General features: G+C 44.8%; 1 protein-coding gene. It reads left to right on the top strand.

What is annotated here, in order from left to right:
• Window positions 1-249 precede the first annotated feature (249 nt).
• Window positions 250-1425, top strand: a complete 1176-nt coding sequence (locus GPK89_RS16135; protein ID WP_215694701.1) for an IS110 family transposase — start codon at window positions 250-252, stop codon at window positions 1423-1425.
• Window positions 1426-1660: the final 235 nt, after the last annotated feature.

Genomic DNA, 1660 nt, shown 5'->3' on the forward strand with positions numbered 1-1660 from the left:
CCTCGTATTATATAAAAGTAGTATTTATAGACCGCTCTCCAGCGGAATGCTACAATAAGTTCAGGATGCTGTGGATTGGTATGTATCACCTACCGCAAAGACGGTTTTCGAGAGGCTCCAACCACAGCTTCTTTGTTGAAATGTTAATCAGTTAGATACCGCCAGACGGTTTATTTAGAACGAGGTTACAAGAGCAAAGAAGTCTGTGGTCCTGAACAGCATCGAAGTAAATACGTCGGAGGTATCAAAATGATTTGTGTTGGAATTGACATTGCCAAGGATAAGCATGACTGTTGTATTCTTGATTCAGATGGAACGGTTCGTGCTGACTGCTTTACCATTCCCAACAACATGGATGGATTCAAGCAGCTGCTTCAAACGATTCGAAACTGTACCAAAAAGTCAGGCAAAATAAAAGTAGGACTTGAGGCCACCGGGCATTACAGTTACAACATTCTTGGATTTCTTCTTGACAACGGTCTGCCAACTTATGTCATTAACCCTTTGCACACCAACCTGTACCGAAAGAGTCTCAGCCTTCGCAAAACTAAAACCGATCGTGTGGATGCAAGAACGATTGCAACTATGCTATTGTCCGATGTAGACCTCAAGTCCTACACAGATATAGCATACCACAACGAAGAGCTAAAGTCACTAACAAGATACCGATTTGAGAAAGTTCGTGAAAGAGCCAAGTTGAAACAGTCGGTGTCCAGACTGGTTACGATCCTGTTTCCAGAGCTGGAAAAGCTCGTTCCCTCTCTCCACGGTGCTTCTGTCTATGCTCTTCTCAGTGAATATCCCGGTGCAAAGCAAATTTCAGAAGTCCATCTCACCAAGCTGACAAACCTTCTTGTGACAGCATCTAAGGGGCATTACGGAAAAGAAAAAGCCACCCTGATTCGAGAGACAGCCAGAGCTTCTATTGGCTCTGTCATGCCTGCCAAATCTCTGGAATTGAAGCATACCATTAAACTCATTCAGGAACTCACCTCTGAGATTAACGAAATCGAAGATTCTATTCAGAAAATCATAGATGAGCTCAATCCACCAATTCTCTCGATTCCCGGCATGGGAGTAAACTCCGCTGCTGTGATCCTTGCAGAAATCGGGGATTTCTCCAATTTCAGTTCTCCTGACAAAATTCTTGCTTACGCTGGCTGCTCTCCATCTACATACCAGTCAGGAAAACTCACAAACTGCTATGCTCACATGGAAAAACGAGGTTCACGCTATCTGCGATATGCGCTTTACAATGCAACCAAATACGTTTGCCATTGGAATCCTGTCTTTGCTGAATACCTTGCCAAGAAACGTGCCGAAGGAAAACACTACAATGTTGCTCTGTCCCATTCCATGAAGAAACTTGTTCGGCTGATTTATGCCTTGCAGAAATCTGGGAAAACATATCTTGCAGCTGCATGATTTTCTCCTGAGCCTGAGCTAAACCCAAGAACAACTTAGCTGGCGCAGCGAACCCTTGACGAACCGAAGCATTCAAATGCTATCCTGTTTGTGCGAGGGCTGGCTGGGCTTTGCTTTGCTGTTCTCTCCGTCGCCCTCGCTGTGCTGATTCCAGCATTTGAATGCTGTTTGTCAGGGGCCGCGGTCGGTTGGCGGATTTTTTCATTTTGGGGCTTGACTTTTAATAGTTAGTCTC

Origin of the sequence: Gemmiger formicilis, from assembly GCF_018784445.1 — a bacterium.
Lineage (GTDB): Bacteria > Bacillota > Clostridia > Oscillospirales > Ruminococcaceae > Gemmiger.